The 21,148-nt window shown below is 62.1% G+C and carries 18 protein-coding genes; 5 read left to right on the top strand and 13 right to left on the bottom strand.

From position 1 onward, the window contains the following. Positions 1 to 21: 21 nt before the first annotated feature. Positions 22 to 603, bottom strand: coding sequence for a GNAT family N-acetyltransferase (locus tag M1D89_RS21765; RefSeq protein ID WP_454809326.1), 582 nt, complete (start codon positions 601 to 603; stop codon positions 22 to 24). A 209-nt stretch (positions 604 to 812) separates the two neighbouring features. Here M1D89_RS21765 and M1D89_RS21760 point away from each other — a divergent pair, with 209 nt between their 5' ends. Further along, positions 813 to 1,493, top strand: a complete 681-nt coding sequence (locus tag M1D89_RS21760; RefSeq protein ID WP_498646901.1) for a fasciclin domain-containing protein — start codon at positions 813 to 815, stop codon at positions 1,491 to 1,493. A gap of 83 nt (positions 1,494 to 1,576) precedes the next feature. On the opposite strand, the gene M1D89_RS21755 is transcribed toward M1D89_RS21760, so the two are convergent. The 11 genes from M1D89_RS21755 to purU all read right to left on the bottom strand — a co-directional run bounded on the left by M1D89_RS21755 (position 1,577) and on the right by purU (position 16,301). Further along, entirely contained in the window at positions 1,577 to 1,789 is a 213-nt protein-coding gene (locus tag M1D89_RS21755; protein ID WP_498646899.1) for a hypothetical protein, read from the bottom strand. A gap of 45 nt (positions 1,790 to 1,834) precedes the next feature. Then, positions 1,835 to 3,874 (bottom strand): BCCT family transporter, encoded by a 2,040-nt coding sequence (locus M1D89_RS21750; RefSeq protein WP_498646897.1) that lies wholly within the window; start codon positions 3,872 to 3,874, stop codon positions 1,835 to 1,837. Positions 3,875 to 4,259: 385 nt separating this feature from the next. After that, a complete protein-coding gene (locus tag M1D89_RS21745) occupies positions 4,260 to 5,066 on the bottom strand; it encodes an IclR family transcriptional regulator (protein WP_402936840.1) in 807 nt (268 codons plus the stop codon). Positions 5,067 to 5,194: 128 nt separating this feature from the next. Beyond that, entirely contained in the window at positions 5,195 to 6,073 is an 879-nt protein-coding gene (fdhD, locus tag M1D89_RS21740) for a formate dehydrogenase accessory sulfurtransferase FdhD (RefSeq protein WP_498646895.1), read from the bottom strand. Continuing rightward, positions 6,061 to 7,341, bottom strand: coding sequence for a molybdopterin molybdotransferase MoeA (locus M1D89_RS21735; RefSeq protein WP_498646893.1), 1,281 nt, complete (start codon positions 7,339 to 7,341; stop codon positions 6,061 to 6,063). The genes fdhD and M1D89_RS21735 overlap by 13 nt, the downstream gene beginning before the upstream one ends. A gap of 123 nt (positions 7,342 to 7,464) precedes the next feature. Next, positions 7,465 to 8,682: a formaldehyde dehydrogenase, glutathione-independent gene (gene fdhA, locus M1D89_RS21730; RefSeq protein ID WP_179016476.1), complete on the bottom strand. Its 1,218-nt coding sequence runs from the start codon at positions 8,680 to 8,682 to the stop codon at positions 7,465 to 7,467. 196 nt (positions 8,683 to 8,878) lie between these two features. Beyond that, complete coding sequence (locus tag M1D89_RS21725; RefSeq protein WP_498646891.1) at positions 8,879 to 11,197, bottom strand: FdhF/YdeP family oxidoreductase; 2,319 nt, start codon at positions 11,195 to 11,197, stop codon at positions 8,879 to 8,881. An 11-nt stretch (positions 11,198 to 11,208) separates the two neighbouring features. After that, on the bottom strand, positions 11,209 to 12,111 hold the full coding sequence (locus M1D89_RS21720; protein WP_498646889.1) for a bifunctional 5,10-methylenetetrahydrofolate dehydrogenase/5,10-methenyltetrahydrofolate cyclohydrolase: 903 nt from the start codon (positions 12,109 to 12,111) through the stop codon (positions 11,209 to 11,211). Continuing rightward, complete coding sequence (locus M1D89_RS21715) at positions 12,108 to 12,734, bottom strand: cyclodeaminase/cyclohydrolase family protein (RefSeq protein WP_498646887.1); 627 nt, start codon at positions 12,732 to 12,734, stop codon at positions 12,108 to 12,110. Before M1D89_RS21715 ends, M1D89_RS21720 begins: the two co-directional genes overlap by 4 nt. Before the next feature lie 102 nt (positions 12,735 to 12,836). After that, positions 12,837 to 15,329, bottom strand: coding sequence for a GcvT family protein (locus M1D89_RS21710; RefSeq protein WP_498646886.1), 2,493 nt, complete (start codon positions 15,327 to 15,329; stop codon positions 12,837 to 12,839). 57 nt (positions 15,330 to 15,386) lie between these two features. Then, positions 15,387 to 16,301: a formyltetrahydrofolate deformylase gene (gene purU, locus M1D89_RS21705; protein ID WP_402936833.1), complete on the bottom strand. Its 915-nt coding sequence runs from the start codon at positions 16,299 to 16,301 to the stop codon at positions 15,387 to 15,389. Positions 16,302 to 16,420: 119 nt separating this feature from the next. Here purU and M1D89_RS21700 point away from each other — a divergent pair, with 119 nt between their 5' ends. From M1D89_RS21700 to M1D89_RS21685, 4 genes are all read left to right on the top strand, one after another. Beyond that, a complete protein-coding gene (locus M1D89_RS21700; RefSeq protein WP_498646883.1) occupies positions 16,421 to 17,101 on the top strand; it encodes a GntR family transcriptional regulator in 681 nt (226 codons plus the stop codon). Positions 17,102 to 17,254: 153 nt separating this feature from the next. Next, entirely contained in the window at positions 17,255 to 18,169 is a 915-nt protein-coding gene (pdxS, locus tag M1D89_RS21695) for a pyridoxal 5'-phosphate synthase lyase subunit PdxS (protein WP_498646881.1), read from the top strand. Between the two features lie 4 nt (positions 18,170 to 18,173). Continuing rightward, positions 18,174 to 18,398, top strand: a complete 225-nt coding sequence (locus M1D89_RS21690; protein WP_498646879.1) for a hypothetical protein — start codon at positions 18,174 to 18,176, stop codon at positions 18,396 to 18,398. Positions 18,399 to 18,531: 133 nt separating this feature from the next. Beyond that, entirely contained in the window at positions 18,532 to 19,935 is a 1,404-nt protein-coding gene (locus M1D89_RS21685; protein ID WP_498646877.1) for an MFS transporter, read from the top strand. Between the two features lie 141 nt (positions 19,936 to 20,076). On the opposite strand, the gene M1D89_RS21680 is transcribed toward M1D89_RS21685, so the two are convergent. Continuing rightward, positions 20,077 to 21,009: a LysR family transcriptional regulator gene (locus tag M1D89_RS21680; protein WP_364307492.1), complete on the bottom strand. Its 933-nt coding sequence runs from the start codon at positions 21,007 to 21,009 to the stop codon at positions 20,077 to 20,079. Positions 21,010 to 21,148 lie beyond the last annotated feature (139 nt).

Raw genomic sequence — 21,148 nt, 5'->3', positions numbered from 1 at the left:
GAGAACGGCCTGATCTGCTACCTAGTTGGGGGAGTTGAGGTCCAGCCGCATCAGCACTCTCGGGAAACCGTTGAGCACCGACGTCGTCTCGGCCACCTTCTTGAAACCGGCCTTCTCGAAAAGCCTCCTGGTGCCAACGTAGGCCATGGTCAGGTCCACCTTGCCGCCCTTGTTGTCCACGGGGTAACCCTCAATGGCGGGCGCGCCGTGGCTCTTTGCAAAGTCAATCGCCCCGCGGAGCAGCTCGTGGGAAATTCCCTTGCCACGATGCCCGGGCCTAACCCGGATGCACCAGACGGACCACACCTTGGTCTCATCCACGTGGGGGATCTTGCGGTTCTTCGCAAAAGTAGTGTCCTCGCGAGGGTGGACCGCTGCCCACCCGACTACTTCGTCGCCGTCGTACGCCAGAACGCCGGGAGGCGGGTCCTCGGCCACCAGCTTCTTCACAAACTTCCCGCGCTCCTGTTTCTGGAGCTCCTGGTTCAGTTTCGACGGAATCCTGTAGCTCAGGCACCAGCACACGTTGGCATCGGGGCTCTTGGGCCCCACCATGGTCTTCACGTCATCGAACACCGTCGCGGGGCGAACCTCGATTGCCATTCGCCCATCCTGTCACTGGGATGAACCCCACCACTAGGCCTGCGGAGGCTGGCTTAAAAAACTTTTTCAATCCGCACCCATCCACCCAGTCCCATCCTCCGAATAGCTGGTGAGACACAAACCGCTGGTGAAGCAAAAGCAACACTTGCAGCCCGTGTCCCACCACCCACTGGACCCAACGCCCTGGTTCCAAAAACAAGGAGAATGACATGTTGTCCACAAAGCGCCCCGCCCTCGCCTTCGTTGGCCTCACTGCAGCCGCCCTTCTCGGTCTCACTGCCTGTGGTGGTACCAGCACCTCCAGCACACCGGCTGCTTCATCTGCCGCCCCGGAAACCTCGATGGCGGCACCGTCGCCGTCGGCCTCCGCCATGAGCAGCGCCGCCATGGACCCGGCCGCTAACCTGGTGGGCCCCGGCTGCGCCGGTTACGCCGCACAGGTTCCGGACGGTGCCGGTTCGGTCATGGGCATGGCCCAGGACCCGGTAGCCGTAGCAGCATCGAACAACCCGCTGCTCAAGACCCTGACCGCCGCTGTCTCGGGGAAGCTCAACCCCAAGGTGGACTTGGTTTCCACCCTGAACGGCAGCGAATTCACGGTGTTCGCACCGGTTGACGATGCCTTCGCCAAGATCGACCCCGCCACAATCGAGACGCTCAAGACGGACGATGCCCTGCTGAGCAAAATTCTCACCTACCACGTAGTCCCCGGTCAGCTGACCCCGGACCAGATCGTCGGCACCCACAAGACTGTCCAGGGTGGCGAAGTGACGGTTGGCGGCACCAAGGATGCCCTCACGGTTGACGGAGCTTCCAACGTGATCTGCGGCGGCGTTCAGACCGCCAACGCCACGGTTTACCTGATCGACTCGGTGCTGATGCCCAAATAGGCTTTAGCTTCCACCAGTACCAACAAAAGCAGGCGCCGGAAATCCGGCGCCTGCTTTGTTGTGTTGAAATCAACGTGTTGTTGCTAGCGGCTGAAGTCAGTATCGACGTAGGAGCCGGCCCTGTTGTGTTCCGATCCGCAGGGGCAGCGGTCCACCTCGATCCGGACTGTCACGGGTTCGGAAGCGTCCAAGGTGAGGGTCACGTCCTCATTGGCCTGGTTGCTGGGATTGGGTTGGTTGTTGAAATTGGCTTTCGCGTTGAGACGGAGAGTGCCGTTGGCAGAAGTGTTGGGCATGGTGGACCTTACTAACGTATGAATGGGAATCAGCCAAAAGCTGGGTTACTTGTGGTCGGCATCCAGCTGGGGCTTGCCGACCAAGGGAATGGTTCCCGTGGGCGTTCCCCCGGCGCAATCGGAGTCCGTGCACTTTTCGGCGCAATCGTGTTTGGTGACGAGGTCGAACTGAACGCCGCCATGTTGCTCAACGCCCGTTCGGATGGCTCGTTCCACCACCGAAGTAGCCAAGCGCTTGTGCAACTGGAGCGGGTCGCGGCGAAGGTCCTTGACCAGTGCGAAACAGAGCAGCAGCATGACGATCACGAACGGCAGGGCTGCCACGATGGTTACTCTTTGCAGGCCGGACAAGGCTTCCGATGGTTTGTCGCCGCCAGCAAGCAGCATGACCGCTGCCACTGCGCCGGTGAGGCTTCCCCAGAAGATCACCACTCCTCGACGCGGATGCTCAGCGCCATTGGAGCTGAGGGATCCCATGACGATGGAGGCTGCATCGGCGCCGGTGACGAAGAAGATCGCCACCAGGACCATGGCCAGGACGATGACCGCTGCTGTCAGCCAGCCGGGCATGCCCAGGTTCTTCACGAGGTCGAAGAGTGCGCCATCGAAGTTGATGGAAGGAGCTCCGTCCACCATGGCCACAAGCCCGGGCGTACCGGCCTTGTCGGCCTCTTGCTGGACGTGGAAAGCGGCGCCGCCGAAGATGCCGAACCAGATGACGCTCACGACGCTGGGGACCAGCAGAACGCCGGTGACGAACTGGCGGATGGTGCGTCCACGGCTGATGCGGGCGATGAACATTCCGACGAAGGGCGTCCAGGAGATCCACCAAGCCCAGTAGAAGATGGTCCAGCTGGTCATCCAGCTGCGCAGGGACTCGTCTCCCACAGCCTCGGTACGTGACGACATTTCGGCGAGGTCTCTGGCGTAGTCGCCTACAGCGGAAGGGATCAGGTTAAGGATGAACAGGGTGGGTCCGGCTACAAACACAATCAGGGCGAGAACAACAGCCAGGACCATGTTGATGTTGGAGAGCCACTGGATGCCCCTGCTGATGCCTGACACAGCGGATGCCACGAAGCAGAAGGTCAGGATGGCCACAATGACCACGAGCACCGGAGTGCCGATCTCACCCAGCCAACCATTGGACGTCATGCCGCTGCCGATCTGCAGGGCACCGAGGCCCAGTGAAGCGGCAGTTCCGAAGAGCGTGGCGAAGATGGCCAGGATGTTAATGAACTTCCCGAGCGGACCTTCCACCATGCGGATGCCAAAAAGCGAGGTGAAGGCTGCCGAAACCAGTTGCTTGCGGCCCAAACGGTAGGTCCCGTAGGCCATAGCGATACCGACCACTGCGTACATGGCCCACGGGTGCAGGGTCCAGTGGAAGATCGATGTGGCCATGGCAGTTTGGATTGCTGCTGGAGTGCGGCCGTCCACGGTTCCCGGTGGCGGAGAGATGTAGTGGTACAGCGGTTCGGCCACACCGTAGAACATGAGACCGATGCCCATGCCGGCGGCGAACATCATGGCCACCCATGAAATGGTCCGGAACTCTGGCTTCTCGCCGTCCTTGCCCAAGGGGATGTTGCCGAACTTGCCGAGGGCAAGCCACAGGACGAAAACCACGAACAATGAGGCGAGGACCATGAAGAGCCAGCCGGTGTACTCCATAACCCAGTTCAGGGCGCCTTTGGAGGTATCTGAGAGGCTGTCCCGTCCGACAAATCCCCAGACCACGAAGGCGACGGCGATGGCGCCCGTGATCCCGAAGGTTACTTTGTCGAGGGTAAGTTTGCGGTTCCGGCGGGCCGAAACGGCCTGCTCGGTCTTGGCGTGGCGCAGCTCTTCCATGATCTGTTCGTATTCTTCAGAATCGGGAAGGGTCTCAGCGCCTCCGTCCTCAGCGTCGAGGGCTGCCAAGTTGGTGTCGTCGGGGGAGACCCTGATGATTTCCTCGGGGTTCTCCGCGTGGGCTGGGCTGGCTGCTTTGGTAGAGCTGGCTGCTGCTGAAGCACCCGCCAAGCGATCGTCGGCAGGTAACTCCTCGGGTGTTAAAGGTTTTGTGTCGCTGTTTATAGCCATGAGCGGGTCCTTTGCTCGGCGAGTCATGGGTTTGCGTTTAGACATGGCCCTGGAGGATGAGGCCGCAGGGAAGGCTGGGGGGCTTCCCCGCTGACCATGATTTGCTGTCCCCGATCTGCACTTCAGGAGCGTAGATGGGCAGTTTCATGGGGCACCCCTTGGGTCGGACTGGTTGGTTGGACGCTGGGCTAGTGGAGCCTGGAGAGCGTTCCGCATGAATCAACAACATTCGCGGTAAGCAACAGAGTGCGCCCCGTCACAGTCAATGTCAAGGACTTTTCCTTGTTTGCCGAGACTTTGACGCGACGAATGGGAGCGTAGGTTCACGTTGCGTATGATGGCGTCTGTTGCGCCTAGAGCATCGAAGAACCCGAGAACGCGGGGCTTAGCGGTGCCTGTAACCCATCCGGGCGCTGATGGTCAGCCCGGCCTCGCGGAGGCCATCGATAAGCCCCGGCTGGTCCTCGGGTGAGAAGCGGAACGCCGGGCCGGAGATACTTACCGCGGCGATGACACTTCCCGAGTGGTTGAAGATGGGTACGGCAACGGCGGTGAGGCCGATTTCAAACTCTTCATGAACCGTGGCATAGCCGTTGCGTGCCACGTCCAGCAGCTGCTTTTCCAACTCTCCGCGATTTGTCACAGTGCGTGGAGTCCGCGCTGGTAGACCCACTGCCTTGAGAACCTGGGTTCTCTCGTCGGCAGTCAACGCGGCAAGAAGGACCTTGCCACTGGATGTGGCATGCAGTGGTGTCAGGCTGCCTACCCAGTCGTAGGTGGCCAGTGTTGAGGGCCCCATCGCCTGGTCCACGTTGACGGCATAGTTGGACCGCAGCACGGCCAGGTTGACGGTTTCCTTGTATTCGGCCGCCAAGGCCTCCAGGACTTGGCGCGCCTCATGAACCACGCTCAGTCTGCCGGGGATGGAAGAAGCCAAGCGGAGGATTCCAAAGCCCAACTGGTACTTGCCGCGTTCACTGTTCTGCCGGACCAGTTCGCGGTTGACCAATGAGCCAACCAACCGGGACACGGTGGACTTGTGGACGCCCATTTCCTCAGCGATGTCGCTGACGCCTGCATCGCCTTCACGGGCCAGGATTTCCAGGATTTGGAGTGCGCGGTCTACTGACTGGACGCCTCCGCCCTGGGCGTCTACGTCCTTGTCGAAGTCCGGGTTGCTGCGTGCGGCCATGGTGCCTCGTGTCATTGTCCAGGCAGGCCGCCCTGAGCTGGTAGCCCTGTTCGGCCTGCACCCTCGTCTTTCCTCATCCTAGACGGAGTTTTGCGCGGACCTTTTCACATCATGGGCGCTCGAATGATTCACCCGCTCATGGCAACCTCCCGGACAGCCTTTCGTTGATGGGTCAGGCGCTCCCTTCCGGCATAGACGTTGAGGCTATGTCCCCGGCTGAAGCCAACCAGGGTCACCCCGGTCTCGGTGGCAAGATCGACGGCGAGGCTGGAGGGAGCGCTGACGGCCGCGAGAACCGGGATGCCGGCCAAGGCTGCCTTCTGGACGAGTTCGAACGATGCCCTGCCCGAGACCTGCAGGACGAGGCCGGTCAAGGGCAGCAGGTCCTGCCGAAGGGCCCAGCCCACCACTTTGTCCACCGCATTGTGCCGGCCGACGTCTTCCCGCAGGCACAGCAGCTCCGGGCTGGCACCATCCACTTTGAAGAGTCCAGCGGCGTGGACCCCTCCGGTTCTGTCAAAGACGGCCTGCGCTTCGCGGAGGCGGTCCGGGAGCTCGGCCAGGACATCCACTGGAACCTGTAGCCGGTCCAAGGATGGATCGAAATGGATGGTCTTACGAACGGCTTCGATGGAGTCCGTGCCGCAGATGCCACACGAGCTCGACGTATATACGTGGCGCATGGTGTCCGGCAGGGGAACGTCCGGCCGTAGCTGGGCTTCCACCACGTTAAAGGTCTGCACCCCGTCCTTCTCGCCTGCGCAGAACCGGAGGGAGATCAGCTCCGAAGGGCTGCGGATGATGCCCTCGGACACCAGGAATCCAGACACCAGGTCAAAGTCGTCGCCCGGCGTCCTCATGGTCACGGCAAAAGAGGTGCCTCCAATCCTGATCTCCAAAGGTTCTTCGGCGGCCAGAACATCCTCCTTGAACCGCACGGAGTGTTCGGTGTCTGCCGCGTCCAAGCGAAAACGATGGATTTTCCTGCGCTGGGTCATGCGTGCCATGCGGCGTACCCTCCAGATTGGTCCGGGAAATTGATGGGCGCTGTCCAAGGCAGCGGCAGGACGGGTACGGGCGCGCCGGCTGCGACGCCTTCAGGAGGAACGGCCATGTATCCGTCTGCCCAGGCAAGCCCGCGCATCATCCCCGGACCCGTGCGTGAAGCAGGGAACGCGAGATCGTGGATGAGGGTGCAGGGCATGAGGCGTGTCCGATTTGGGTCCGGATCGATGTCGGCCCCGGACGTCATCAGCACGGCTCCCCGGAGGGGCCTGCTTCCCATAGCGGCCAGCAAGGGTTCTCCCAGGGTCATCAGCGCCATCATTGCGGCCAGCGGATTGCCTGGAAGACCGATGACGAAACGCCCATCAGGAAGTTCGGCCAGCACTGCCGGATGTCCCGGCCGCATGGCGATTTCGTCCAGGAGGAGCCGACCCCCGAGTGCCACGATGGCATTGCGGAAGTGGTCTGTCCCGGATTTTCCCGTCCCGCCGGTGGTGATCGTCACGTCGGGCGGTAAACCATCAGGAACGCGACCAAGAGCCACCATCCACTCTTGGTATGAGTCGCCTATCCTGCGCTGGCCACCCGGCTCCCCGCCCAATTGCGATATCACGGCATCCAGCTGCGGGCCGAACGCGTCGCGGACCTGTCCTGGAGCCGGCTCACCTGAGGTGACCACTTCAGAACCTGTAAGTACGACGGCGACCCTCGGCTTGCGCTGCACCTGAACGTGATCGTGGCCTGCCACTGCGGCCAGGGCAATATGAGCCGGATTGAGAAGCGTGCCAGCGGGTATGAGGACATCTCCGGCTGCGGCTTCTTCTCCGGCGGGACGAATGTGCCGGCCCGGGAGTGTCTCACCCGGCTTGGCGTCGTGCCTCAGCGAGAGGTGCCCGTCCCTGGATACTTGGCCGCTTTCCTTGCGCACGACTGCCGAGGCGCCGGCTGGGACGAGCCCGCCGGTGGCGATGACGCTGGCTTCGCCCGGCGACAGCGGCAGCCCCGCCGTCGTTAGTATCCAAGGGCCGGTGCCGTTGATGGCCCAGCCGTCCATGGCTGACGACGCGTAGTGGGGCAGGTTCCGTTGAGCGGTGACGGAGCTGGTCAGGGTGTGCCCGATCGCTTCTCCGAGGGTGACTTTCGACGACGGCAGCGGGCCGGCGCAGTGGTAGGCCAGTTCACGTGCTTCGGCCCACGAGGGTGAGTGCCGCGGTTCGCCGCTCACCACGAACCCTTCGTGAGAGTCGGTGAAGGTTGCTTGTGCAAGCATGGGTGCCCGCTTCCTGGGGTGGTGCTTCCTGTGAAACGCAGATACCGGGGACTGCCCGGCCTTCCCGTAGTTCTTGCCGTGCAGTCCCCGGTATCCGTGTGGTGCGTGCTGTTCAGACGTGTATTAGGACTTCACATAACCGTTGGGGTTCAGCACGAACTTTGTTGCCGCTCCGGCGTCGAATTCGGCGTAGCCGCGCGGGGCGTCCTCGAGTGGGATGGCTTGGGCGTTGACTGCCTTGGCGATCTGGACTTTGTCATGGAGGATGGCCATCATCAGCTGCCGGTTGTATTTCATGACCGGGCATTGGCCGGTGGTGAAGGACAGGGATTTGGCCCAGCCGGTACCAAGGGACAGTGAGAGTGAGCCGTGCTTGGCTGCATCGTCGATTCCACCCGGATCGCCCGTGACGTAGAGCCCGGGAATGCCCAGGGATCCGCCGGCGGCAGTGATGTCCATGAGGGAGTTCAACACAGTGGCAGGAGCCTCGTGTGAGGCATCCTTACCGTGGCCGCGGGCTTCAAAGCCCACCGCGTCCACGCCGCAATCCACTTCCGGAACGCCAAGGATCTGTGCGATCTGCTCCTTCGGATCGCCGTTGGAGACGTTGACTGTTTCACAGCCGAAGGAACGCGCCTGCGCCAGGCGGTCCTCGTTCATATCGCCCACAATCACGACGGCGGCGCCAAGCAGCTGTGCGCCCACGGCAGCAGCAAGGCCCACGGGCCCGGCACCTGCGACGTAAACTGTGGACCCCACGCCCACGCCGGCAGTGACGGCGCCATGGAATCCGGTGGGGAAGATGTCCGAGAGCATGGTCAGGTCCATGATCTTTTCCAGGGCCTGATCGCGGTCCGGGAAGCGCAGCAGGTTCCAGTCAGCGTAAGGGACCAGGACGAACTCTGCTTGTCCGCCCACCCAGCCTCCCATGTCCACGTAGCCGTAGGCGCTGCCGGGGCGGTCGGGGTTGACGTTGAGACAGATGCCGGTCTTCTGCTCCTTGCAGTTCCGGCAACGACCACAGGAGATGTTGAACGGCACCGAGACGATGTCGCCTACCTTGATGAACTCGACGTCGGGTCCCACCTCCACCACTTCGCCCGTGATTTCGTGGCCGAGGACCAGGTCCTGCGGAGCTGTGGTGCGTCCACGAACCATGTGCTGGTCCGAACCGCAGATGTTGGTGGTTACAGTGCGGAGGATCGCGCCATGAGGCACCTTCCGGCCGACGTTGGCCGGGTTGACGCCCGGTCCGTCCTTAAGCTCAAACGTTGGGTAGTCGGTGTCGATGATCTCGACGACACCAGGTTCCTTGTAGGCGACTGCTCTGTTTCCTGACATGGTCACTCCCTCTTCTTTGGCATTGCTGAACTGCTGCCCAATGGTCCGAAAGCGGTGCTTCGATGAGGAAATACCTCCCCAGGTTTCAGGCCATCGAAGCACCATTCACGGACAACCGGACGGCTGATATTTCCATCAGTGCGTGATAGATATATCAGTCATACTATGTGACGCAGCTCATGGTGTACAGCGGCTCCTAGGCCTTCTCCAGCCGGATGATCACGGATTTGGAGGTGGGCGTTCCGCTGGTGTCCGCCACGGAGTCCAGAGGCACCAGGACATTGGTCTCCGGGTAGTACGCGGCGGCACAACCTTTCGGCGTTGAGTACGAGACGATGCGGAAGTCCTCGGCCCGCCGGTCGGTTCCTTGGAATTCGGAGATCAGGTGCACCATGTCGCCGTCGGCAAAGCCCAGCTCGGTGATGTCGTCAGCGTTGATGAGCACCACGCGACGGCCACCATGGATGCCGCGGTAGCGATCGTCCTTGCCGTAGATGGTGGTGTTGTACTGGTCGTGTGAACGCAAGGTTTGCAGGACCAAGCGGCCAGGCGGGATCTTGATGAACTCCAGCTCATTGCCGGTGAAGTGTGCTTTTCCTGAGGCGGTGTCGAACTTCCTGGCATCGCGCGGCGGGTGTGGCAGGACGAATCCGCCCGGGTGCTGAATCCGTGCTTCGAAGTCTTCAAAGCCGTCAAATACCGCTTCAATATGTTTGCGGATCAGTGAGTAGTCATCCCTCATGGCCAGCCAGGAAGCCTGCGGGGTGTTGGGCAGGCGCTGGTGGCCGTCTTTGAACAGCCTGTCTGCCAGGTTGCACACAATTGCTACTTCGGAGTGGAGGTGCTCACTTGCAGGCTTGAGGCGTCCCCGTGATGCGTGGACGGCGCTCATGGAGTCTTCCACGGTGACCCGCTGGTCTCCGGTCCGCTGGGTATCCTTCTCGGTGCGTCCCAAGGTAGGCAGGATCAGGGCACGGCGACCCGTGGACAAGTGCGAGTGGTTCAATTTCGTGGAGATCTGAACGGTCAGCCGGGTGTTGGCCAGGGCTTGCTCGGTGACGTCGGAATCGGGGGCAGCCCGGACGAAGTTGCCGCCCATGCCCATGAAGAAACGGACTTTGCCGTCCCGCATGGCGCGGATGGCTGCCACGGTGTCAAAGCCGTGCTCGCGCGGAGACCGGAACTCGAATTCCTGGTCCAGCCGGTCGTGGAACGTCTCCGGCATCTTCTCGAAGATGCCCATGGTCCGGTCACCCTGGACGTTCGAGTGGCCTCGCACAGGACAAACGCCGGCGCCGGGCTTGCCAATGTTGCCTTGAAGCAGGAGAACGTTGACTACATCCCGGAGGGTGGGTACGGAGTGTTTGTGCTGGGTCAGGCCCATGGCCCAACACACGATGGTGGCGCTGGAGGCGAGCATCCGTTCACCCGTCGAATGAATCTGCTCAAGGGTAAGGCCGGTTGCCTCCACAATGTCTTCCCACTCCACCTTTTCCAGGTAGCGCAGGTAGTCGTCGATACCCACGGTGTGGTTGTTGATGAAGTCATGGTCCAGGACAGTTTGCAGGCCCGGGGTGTTCCGTCCGGCGGCTTCGGCTTCAAGCAGGTATTTGCCCAGGCCTTGGAAGAGGGCCTGATCGCCGCCGGCACGGATCTGCAGGAAGTCGTCCGTCAGCTGGGTCCCTTGAATCATGCCGGCCACGTGCTGCGGGTTCTCGAAGTGCAGGAGTCCGGCTTCGGGAAGGGGGTTGACGGACACGATGACTGCGCCGTTTTTCTTCGCCTTTTCCAGCGCGCTGAGCATGCGCGGGTGGTTGGTGCCGGGATTCTGCCCGGCCACGAAGATCAGCGACGCCGTCTCCAGGTCCGTCAGGCTGACGGAACCTTTGCCGATACCGATGGTTTCCACCAGTGCGGAGCCGGAGGACTCATGGCACATGTTGGAGCAGTCCGGGAGGTTGTTGGTGCCCAGGCCGCGAACCAGGAGCTGGTAAACGAATGCTGCTTCATTGGAGGTCCGGCCGGAGGTGTAGAAGACGGCTTCATCGGGGTGTTCCAGGCTCCGCAGTTCCGCGGCCATGAGGTCATAGGCTTCCTCCCAGTCAATGGCCCTGTAGTGGGTAGCGCCTTCGTCCAGGAACATCGGGTGGGTGAGCCGGCCTTGCTGGCCCAGCCAAAAGTCGTCGCGGGTCTTCAGGTCGGCAATGGAGTGCTGAGCGAAAAACTCCGGTGTGACACGGCGCCGGGTGGCTTCCTCGGCCACTGCTTTGGCGCCGTTCTCGCAGAACTCCGCCGCATTGCGCTTTTCGTGCTCGGGCCAGGCGCACCCCATGCAGTCGAAGCCGTCCAGCTGGTTCACTGCCAGCAGGGTCTGAACACTGCGCAGCGGTCCCATCTGTTCCAGCGAAATCTTCAAGGCGTTGGCAACAGCGGGAATGCCCACGGCCTTGGTCTTGGGTTTGGTGACGGTCAGCTTTGACTCGTCGATGTTCTCGCGGGGGGCTTTGGCATGCATGGGGGAACCCTTCAGATCCGGGAAGTGGAAGCAGTGAGCAGCGTGGTGCGGGACTGTTGCCGGGCGGCTTCAACCGTGTGCAGCAGCAAAAGCGCGGTGGTCACTGACCCGACGCCGCCCGGAACCGGACTCAGGCCTGCCGCGACGCCGTTGACGCTGGCTTCGTCAACATCACCCACCAGGGAACCATCGGGCAGGACGTTCGTGCCGACGTCGATCACCACAGTCTCCGGGGAAAGGTGGCTGCCCTTCAGCAGCCCGGTCCGCCCGGCGGCAACAACCACGACGTCGGCCGGCTGGGTAAAGCGTTCCAGCGGCCCTGATTTGGAATGGCAGATGGTGACCGTCGCGTCCCTTTCGAGGAGGAGCAGGGACAGTGGCTTGCCCACCACAGCGGAACGCCCGACGACGGCCACGTTACGCCCGGCAACCGGAATCTGGAAGTGGTCCAGCAACTCCACCACGGCCTGGGCAGTAGCGGGTGCGAAGGCGGGCTGCCCCACAGCCAAGCGGCCGAGGCTGAGCGGATTGGCGCCGTCGATGTCCTTTTCCGGAGCGATGAGGCCCACCAGCCGGTCAGCGCGGACAGCCGCAGGCAGGGGAGTCTGGAGGATGATGCCGTGGACGGATGGCTCGGCACTGAGGTCCGCCAGGACGCTGGCCAGCACTTGTTCGGTGGCATCGTGACCAAGATCGACGATCCTGCAACCGATGCCTGCGCGTCCGGCTGCACGCTCGATGGACCGGACATACCAGTGCGTGGATTCGTCGTCCGTTGCAACAACAACGGCCAGGACCGGACGAATTCCCTCGTCATCCAGGAGGGCGGTCTCCTCCTGGGCGCGCTGCTGGATAAGGGCAGCGAGCGGCTTGCCGGATAGCACTTTGGTGTTCCCGCGCACTTCGGTGGTCATGAGAGGATCCTTTCGCGGACGCGCTGCACCAGGGCATCGGCGGCGAGAACCACTTTGTCCTCAATCCCGTTCGTCTGTTCCGCCAAGCGGGAACGGGCTTCGCCGTGCTTGATGGCGACAACGTTGATGTCGATGTTGACCCGGGCCGTGGTGGCAGCTGCGCGGGCTGCGTCAGCAGCAGCGGCGATGTCGCTGATGACGTTGGGATTCGCCACGTCAAAGAGTTCCGTGGCAAGATCCACCACTTCGCCGGCAACCTTGATGAGCTGCGCGGGGGTATGGGCGGCCTGAACCAGGGCCTCCTGGATGGCGGCGGTCTTTATTGCCTTGAGTTCGTCGGATTCCGAGGGGAGCTTGTAGGAGTCGATGACTGACTGGAAGGCGTGCTCGTCGGCGTCCGCGAGACGCAGGGCCTCGACGATCAGGTGGTCGGCGGCGCTGGTGATCCGGGTTACCAGTGCGGCGTGCGCCTCATATTTGGCACCGGTGGTGTACCTGGCCACCATGGCTACCAAGGCAGCACCTTGGGCGGCATGCAAGGCAGCGGCTGCGCCTCCACCGGGAGTGGGCTGACGTGAAGCGAGCCTGGAGAGGTAATCATGGATGGTTTCTGAACTGATCATGGGTCTTCCTGGCTGACTGAAAGAAGGGGAAAGCAGCGGCCCGGACCCGGTCAGTGCGAGGAGAAGGGTCCGGGCCGCATGCGTTGATGGCTGCGTGGGCTGTTAGCCCCGGAGCCGGCTCATGGTGGGGTCGTACAGCGGATCTTCGGTAACGGTGGCCTGGATGCGGCGTCCGAAGTACTCAATTTCCACGGAGTCTCCGAGGGACACTGCAGAGGGCAAGTAGGCGTAGGCAATGGGCTTGCGGACCGAGTAACCGTAGGCCGCGCTGGTGACGTAACCCACCGCCTGGTCCTTGTAGAACACCGGTTCCTTGCCCAGCACCAGGCTCCTGCCGTCGTCGACGGTCAAGCAGCGCAGGCGGCGGGCCGAGCTTTCCTCACTGCGCCCTTCCAGTGCGGCTTTGCCGACGAAGTTCTCCTTGGTCATCTTTACGGCGAATCCAAGGCCGGCCTCGTACGGGTCGTGCTCAGTTGTCATGTCCGAGCCCCAGGAGCGGTAGCCCTTTTCGAGTCGCAGCGAGCTGAAGGCGGCACGGCCCGCGGCGATGACGCCGAACGGCTGGCCGGCCTTCCACAAGGCGTCCCAGAGGCGCTGCCCGTTATCGGCGCTGGTGTAGAGCTCCCAGCCGAGTTCGCCCACGTAGGAGAGCCGCATCGCGGTGACAGTGACGCCTCCGATGGTGACTTTCTTGGCACGGAAGTACTTCAGGCCGTCATTTGAGAAGTCGTCGCTGCTCACCGTGCTGATGAGGTCACGGGCGAGGGGACCCCACAAACCGATGCAGCAGGTGCCGCCCGTGGTGTCGCGGACCTGGACCCAGTCTCCGGCGCCTCCATTTTCGGTTTGGTGCCGGGCTGCGCGCTCGAAGTAGGCGGTGTCCATGTTGCCGTTGGCGCCAAGCTGGAACGTGTCTTCGCTCAGGCGGGCCACGGTGATGTCGCTTCGTACGCCACCGGCTTCATCCAGAAGCAGCGTGTAGGTCACGGCGCCGGGCTTCTTGGCAAGGTCACCGGTGGTGAGTTCCTGCAGCAACTTCAAGGCTCCCGGGCCGGAAACTTCGAGGCGCTTCAGCGGCGTCATATCGTACATCGCCACTGCTGTGCGGGTCTTCCAAGCCTCAGCCGCGGCGATGGGCGAGCTGAACATTCCGGACCAGGCGTCGCGGGCCGGCGGCTGCCAGTCGTCCGGCATTTCCTTCAGGAGCTCGGCGTTGGCTTCGAACCAGTAAGGGCGCTCCCATCCGGCACCTTCCAGGAAGTAGCCGCCGAGCTGCTTGTGGCGGGCGTGGAACGGGCTGACGCGGAGGTTGCGGGGAGAAAGCTTTGGCTGGAGCGGGTGCATCACATCGTAGATCTCAACGAAGTTCTGCTGGGAGGTTTCGCTGACGTATTCGGGGGTCAGCTGGACCTCTTCGAAGCGGTGGATGTCGCAGTCACCGAGGTCAATCTGCGACTTTCCTTCGGTCAGGAGCTCGGCCACCGCGCGGGCGATACCGGCGGAGTGCGTGACCCACACGGCCTCGGCCACGAAGAAGCCGTCAACTTCCTTGGATTCGCCCACCAGCGAGCCGCCGTCGGGGGTGAAGGAGAAGATGCCGTTGAAGCCGTCCTCGATTTCACTTTCCCGCAGTGCCGGCAGGATCTGCTTGGTTGCTTCCCACGCGGGAAGGAAGTCTTCCAGTGTGAAGTCCAGGCGCGAGGGCATGTTGTGTTCGGTGATGCTGTTGGGCTCGTAGCTTCCCAGTTCATCGAGATCCACGGGCATGGGGCGGTGGGCGTAGGAGCCAATGCCGTAACGGTCACCGTGCTCGCGGTAGTACAGGTCCTGGTCCTGGTGGCGCAGGATCGGCAGCTGGGCACCGTTGGGAAGTTCGTTCTTGCCCTTCTGGGCGGGAACCGGCGTGGTTTTCACATACTGGTGAGCCAGCGGGAGGAGCGGAACGGACATGCCGGTCAACTCGCCCACCTTGGCGCCCCAGAAGCCGGCGCAGGAAACCACGATGTCCGCGGGGATCACGCCGTCGGGGGTCTCGACGCCGGTCACGCGGCGGTTGGACTGCTCGATTCCGGTGACTTCGGTGTTGCCGATGTACTTCACACCGGCGGCTTCAGTGCGCTTGATGAGCAGTTGGACGGCGCGGGCAGCAAGAGCCAGGCCATCTGTGGGGACGTGGAGGCCGCCGAGGATGTCTTCCTCATTGATCAGGGGGTACAGCTCCTTGCATTCCTCGCGGGAGAGGATCTTGCCGTCGATGCCCCACGACTGTGCGTAGCCGAGCTTGCGCTTCAGGTCAGCCAGGCGGGTCTCGGTAGTGGCAACTTCAAGGCCGCCCACCTGGTTGAAGCAGCTTTGGCCGTCCTCCGTGAGGGACAGCAGCTTCTCCACTGTGTACTTGGCGAAGAGTGCCATGGACTTTGAGGGGTTCGTCTGGAAAACCAGGCCCGGTGCGTGGGACGTTGAGCCACCGGGCATGTTCAGGGGTCCTTGGTCCAGGACGGTGATGTTGTTCCAACCGCGGGTGACCAGTTCGTCGGCGAGGTTGGTGCCAACAATCCCAGCTCCGATAATGACAATGCGAGGCGTGGATGCCATGGGGGTTCTCCTGCTGAAGTTAATAGGGGTGAGTCTGCTGGTGTTCTGGTGCTTGGTTTAGCGGAAAACCACTGTGCTGGTCTGGTCCAGCAGCACGCGGTGTTCGCAGTGCCACCTGACAGCGCGGGACAAGGCCAGGGCTTCGGCGTCCTGGCCCACGGTTGAGAGTGTGGTGGGACCATAGCTGTGATCGACGCGGATGACTTCCTGCTCGATGATCGGTCCCTCGTCCAAGTCAGCGGTGACGTAGTGGGCAGTGGCACCCACGAGCTTCACGCCGCGGTCATAGGCCTGGTGGTAGGGGCGGGCCCCCTTGAATCCCGGCAGGAAGGAGTGGTGGATGTTGATGGCGCGTCCTTCGAGGGCGCGGCACAGGTCGTCCGAAAGTACCTGCATGTACCGCGCCAGCACTACGAGGTCTACGTTGTACTCTTCCACCAGGTCCAGGAGCCGCTGCTCAGCGTCTGCCTTGGTCTCCGGGGTGACGGGAATGTAGACGAAGGGCAGGCCGGCGGCTTCAGCCATGGCGCGGTGGGTCTCATGGTTTGAAGCAACCACCACGAGGTCACCACCGAGGCTGCCGCCCCGCCAGCGGAAGATGAGGTCATTGAGGCAATGCCCGAACTTGGACACCATTACCAGGACCCGCTTCTTGGTTTGGTCGTGGAAGCTGAACTTCATCTCGAAGCGGTCAGCAATCGCGCTGAATTCCTCTTCGAGCCGCTCAGGGGAGTAGGACAGCGGGCCGGAGAAAGCAGTCCGCAGGTGCAGCGTCTGGCGGAGCCCGTCGTCGAACTGCTGGTGCTCTTCGATGTTGAAACCGCGCTCGAAAAGGAAGGTTGTGACTGCCTGAACAATCCCGGCGCGTTCGACGCACGACAATGTGAGTACGAACTTCTGTGCTTGCTCTTCTTTGAGCGTTTCGGGCTTCGGTAGGGTGCTTACCGGTGAGTCTGTCGCCACGAGGGTCATGTCTCCTCCTTAAGATATATTCCTGGGTCCTGTACTGATATATTAGGATTGGATTCAGCGTATACTGGTGTTCAGGGCAGGTCAATAGATTTTTTGCTTGTGAAGAAAGGGATGACGCTGTGGCTTTTGGAACTCTGGCAGTCACCGGCGAGGCCACGAAGAAATCCTTGGCTGACGTCGCGTACGAACGCCTCCGGGATCGCTTGTTGATGCTGGACATCAAACCTGGCGACCTCCTCAATGATGACCAACTCGCCAGGGAGCTGGAGATTGGCCGGACGCCGGTGCGTGAAGCATTGAAGCGCCTCGAGTTGGATCGGCTTGTCATCACTTATCCGAGGCGGGGGACGTTTGCCACCCGCGTGGAAGTAACTGACCTGGCCTTTATATCTGAGATCCGGGCGCAGCTGGAACCCCTGGCTGCCGCGAGGGCTGCGCGGGTCGCTTCAGCTGCCACTAAAGAGCATCTCCGCGAAGTAATGCGCGCAGTGGAGGACTTTGACGTCAGTGCGGCATCGGTGGTTGAAACCCTGCGACTGGACGCCAGTGTCCATCAAGGCATCTACGCGGCGGCCGCGAACCCGCACCTCGAAGACATCCTCATTCGCTATGACAATCTGGCTACCCGCATCTGGTGCATGGTCTTGGACCGGTTGCCTGATCTGGAGCACCATGTGCGCGAGCACCTTGACCTGCTGAGGGCCGTCATTGATGGTGATGAGGATCAGGCTGCCGAGTTGGCCCGTGTCCATGTCAGCGGCTTCGAGCACGCTGTGCGGCAGGCACTTTTCGCAGCCTAGGTTGTCGCCGATCCCACTGTTGACTCCGGGCTTCGGTGCTTGCATACTGAAGACTCCAACTAATATATCACCCGGATATCACGCGCTCTCTTACTCTCCGCTGAATCCGGGCGCTTGTGATGCAATCACAACCTTCAGCCCTTGGAGTATCACGTGACGACAAGACCCCACCTTTTTGAACACATCCCCTTGACTGGCGGCAGCCGTGTTAAGCGGGGCATGGCGGAGATGCTCAAGGGCGGCGTCATCATGGACGTCGTTAACGTCGAGCAGGCCCGCATCGCCGAGGATGCCGGTGCCGTGGCTGTCATGGCTCTCGAGCGTGTCCCGGCCGATATCCGCGCCCAGGGCGGCGTGTCCCGCATGTCCGATCCTGACATGATCGATGCGATCATCGCCGCCGTGTCCATCCCGGTCATGGCCAAGGCCCGCATCGGCCACTTCGTCGAAGCCCAGGTCCTGCAGTCCCTCGGTGTCGACTACATCGACGAGTCCGAGGTCCTGACCCCGGCCGACTACATCAACCACATCGACAAGTGGAACTTCACCGTCCCCTTCGTCTGTGGTGCCACCAACCTCGGTGAGGCCCTGCGCCGCATCAACGAGGGCGCGGCGATGATCCGCTCCAAGGGCGAAGCCGGCACCGGCGATGTTTCCAACGCCACCGGCCACATGCGCAAGATCCGTTCCGAGATCGCCAAGCTCACAGCCCTCCCCGAGGACGAGCTCTACGTTGCGGCCAAGGAACTGCAGGCCCCGTACGAACTGGTCAAGGAAGTCGCCTCCACTGGCAAGCTCCCCGTTGTCCTGTTCACCGCCGGTGGCATAGCCACTCCGGCTGACGCTGCAATGATGATGCAGCTCGGCGCCGACGGCGTGTTCGTCGGTTCCGGTATCTTCAAGTCCGGCAACCCGGCAGAGCGCGCCGCCGCCGTCGTCAACGCCACCGCTTACTATGACGATCCTGACGTTATCGCCAAGGTCTCCCGCGGCCTGGGCGAAGCCATGGTGGGCATCAACGTCGACGACATCCCGCAGCCGCACCGCCTCGCAGAACGTGGCTGGTAAGGGCATGACGGATCTTGCTCTCGTTAAGACCGTTCACGGCCGCGGCCTCCGGAAGGACTGGGCTCAGCTGACCGGCCACACGGTGGAGGTGTGGTTGACGGGGGACCATGTTCTCACAGGAGTGGTGGAGCAGGCTTCCGACGACGATTCCGTGCTCTGGATTGCGGCCGAAGGCCTTTCCACCAGGAGGCTGTTCGATAAGTCGACGGGCTACCAGGTCTGGGCCTGAGCAGCCACGACGCCTCCGTTGTAACAAATTGACGGGGTGTGAAGCACACCACTACCTTCTCGTATATTAGTCGTCGCATTTCTAATATATTCACGCTTCCCGCAGCGTCGCGGGAAGCAGGCCAAGGAGAACCATGGGACTTAGCTCCACTCTGGATTCAGCACGTTTTTCTCCCTTTCATCGCAAACTGGTAGTCGGCTGCATGGGCGGCCCGCTCCTCGACGGATACATGCTGAGCATCATTGGAATTGCGATGGTGGGGCTGACGGCGCAATTTGGCGCCAATGAGCTCGAAGTCAGCCTCATCGGCGCTTCGGCCCTGGTGGGTATCTTTTTCGGCGCCCTGTTCCTTGGGCCGTTGACCGACAAAATCGGCCGGCGCTTGATGTACACCATTGATTTGTGGGCTCTGGTGATAGCGTCCGCCCTTCAGTTCGTGGTCCAGGATGCGGCCCAACTGATCATCCTTCGCTTCATTGTGGGACTCGCCATCGGGGCTGACTATCCAATCGCCAGCGCATTATTGGCGGAATGGCTGCCCCAGAAGCGGCGGGGGAAGATGCTTGGCATGTTGATCACGGGCTGGTTCGCCGGCGCTGCGCTGGCTTCCCTGGTTGGGTTCATCATGTCCGAGGTCTTCGGCCCGGAAAGCTGGCGGTGGATGTTGGGTAGCTCTGCCGTGTTGGGTATTGCTGTTCTGGCCATGCGGCACGGAATTCCTGAATCACCCCGCTGGCTGCTGAACAATGGCCGGCGGAAGGAAGCTGAGGATGCACTGCGTGTGGGACTGGGCGACCAGGTGGACGCGGCTGCCGTGTTTGCCGCCGAAGCGCAGTCTCCCGCCCGGACAGCGGCCAAGGGAAAAGTTGACTTCTCCTTGTTGCTGCGCCGTCCATACCCCAAGCGACTGTTCTTTTGCAGCGCTTTCTACATTCTTCAAGTGACACCGCTGTTCGCAATTTTCACTTTCGGGCCGGTCATCCTCAGTTCGTTCGGGCTGGGTGAAGGAAATCTGGCCAACCTTGGCTCTGTGATCATCAACGCGGTCTTCCTGCTGGGGTGCCTTCCCGCCCTTCGTTTGGTCGAGACAGTGGGACGCCGGCCGCTCATCATTTGGAGCTTCGCCCTCATGGCACTCCCGCTATTCGTCCTCGGATTCGCCCCCGGAGCGCCTGTGGCGGTCATCATTGCATGCTTCTGCATGTACGCCTTCTTCTCGGGAGGTCCCAACATCCTCGAATGGGCTTACCCCAGCGAACTCTTCCCCACCGAAGTGCGGGCAAGTGCCATCGGCATCACCACCGGTGCAAGCCGGATCGGCGCTGCCATAGGCACCTTCGTGATCCCCTTCGCCCTGCGGGATTGGGGCATTGGGCCCACCATGCTCGCAGCCGCGGGACTCACCGCGCTCGGATGGCTGATCTGCGTCTTGATGGCCGAAGAGACCAAGGGCATGTCGTTGGCGGCAGCCGCCGGCGGCAAAGAAACAAACCCGGCAGCAGCCAAGGAGAACCAGGTGGACATCGCATCCGTCTAGTGGAAAGCGCCCAATAAGCCGCCCGTCCAAGAGCTGGTGAGTGGCGCCGTCGGACATTCTTATACGTATTAACGGGCCTTATGCGCCCGCCACCCCACAGTCCGTGTGGTGGCGGGCGCATAAGGCGTGCCCGAGCGTCCTTCAGCGGTCGTCTTCGGGGCGGGCCGTGAGGATTCGGTGCGCGCTCTCCTGAAGAATGCCGAGCGATTCCTGGATCAGGGGTGATGCGATGCTGCCCCTGCGCACCGCTGCCACGATGCGTCGCGCAGGCTTTCCCTTGCCGGTAATGCGGAGTCGGACCACGTTCTCGGCATTATGCAGCGGCGCCAGCCGCGGCAGCAGGCCCACGCCCAGTCCAGCGCCCACAAAAGCGATTTGGGTTTCCCATTCCACGGCCTCATGGGCAATGCGCGGTGTTACTCCCACAGCCGTGAACGCTGCTGTGAAGAGGGCGTGATAGGTGGACCCAGCGGATTCGGTGATCCAAGGCTCAGACGCAAGCTCTTCCAGTGTGACGGTTTCCCGCGACGCCAACGGATGGTCAGCCGGAATGATCACGTCCAGGGGGTCGTCGAGCAGCACCGTCTGTTCGAAGCGCGGATCGTCCTCAACATACGTGTCGGACTGCATGGCAACAATGACCGCAAGGTCGATTCGCTCAGCAACCAACAAGTCGAAGCAGCGGGCCGGGTTCGCCTCGAGTACCTGTACCTCCAGCAGGGGGCGAGTTGTGCGCAAAGTAGCGGCCAGCGGAGCCAACAACTGGGCCGCCGCCGTCGAGAATCCGCCGAGGCCGAAACGGGACTGTACCTGGTCGCCGGCCTCCATGGCTGCTGCGCGCAGGCGCTCCCATTCGGCGATAAGCGTGTCCGAACCAGCCACTAGAAAGCGGCCCGTGGCGGTCAGCCGCACACCCCGGCCGTCCTTGGTCAGCAGCTGCATTCCGAGCATCCGCTGGAGCTCGCGCAGCTGCGCGGAGACGGCGGAGGGAGAGTAGCCGGTGAGCTCCGCGGTGGCACCGATGGTGCCGCAACGGGCAAAAACTCGAAGTGTGATGAGCCTCGCATCAATCATGCACCTATTGTGCACGGTTATCTTCTGAATCTTGCGCTTTTGTTGCGGATCAATGATCCCTAATCTCATGACTATAAGGATTTCGACAACGCCGCTCGCACCCCACGCAGCCGTGGTCCCACGAAACACACATTTACCC

The organism is Arthrobacter sp. D3-18 (genome assembly GCF_054408525.1).
Note: the sequence above shows the minus strand (reverse complement) of the source record. Positions and strands in the feature narration are given on the sequence as shown.